The following is a 329-nucleotide window of genomic DNA, read 5'->3' on the forward strand; positions in this document are numbered from 1 at the left end:
CTTGTCGCATATCAGGCAAGTACACTTAGATGCGCAATCAAATCAGGATGTGCCTTTTGAGAAGCTTGTCGAACGTTTAAATATCCCCCGTAGTTCATTACACGGCCCTTTATTCCAGATAGTCATGACCACCAATAGTGATTATGGTATTCACGATGACAGCAGCACAAAGTCATTTCAATTGCCTCATGTTGAGTTACAAACCTACCAGAGTGACTTTATTCGCGCTAAATATGATTTAGACATTGATATGAGTCTCAGTGATATGGGGCTGGGCTTAACATGGGAATATGATACCAGTTTGTTTACGCATGCCCATATTACCCAGC

1 protein-coding gene is annotated in these 329 nt (G+C 41.6%); it reads left to right on the plus strand.

All coding sequences use genetic code 11. The features are described 5' to 3' along the window. Positions 1 to 329, plus strand: a 329-nt coding sequence (locus J8M01_RS23855) for a condensation domain-containing protein (protein WP_211059611.1), incomplete at both ends; no start/stop codon positions are given.

It is taken from the genome of Pseudoalteromonas sp. MMG005 (genome assembly GCF_018101015.1).
Classification (GTDB): domain Bacteria; phylum Pseudomonadota; class Gammaproteobacteria; order Enterobacterales; family Alteromonadaceae; genus Pseudoalteromonas; species Pseudoalteromonas aurantia.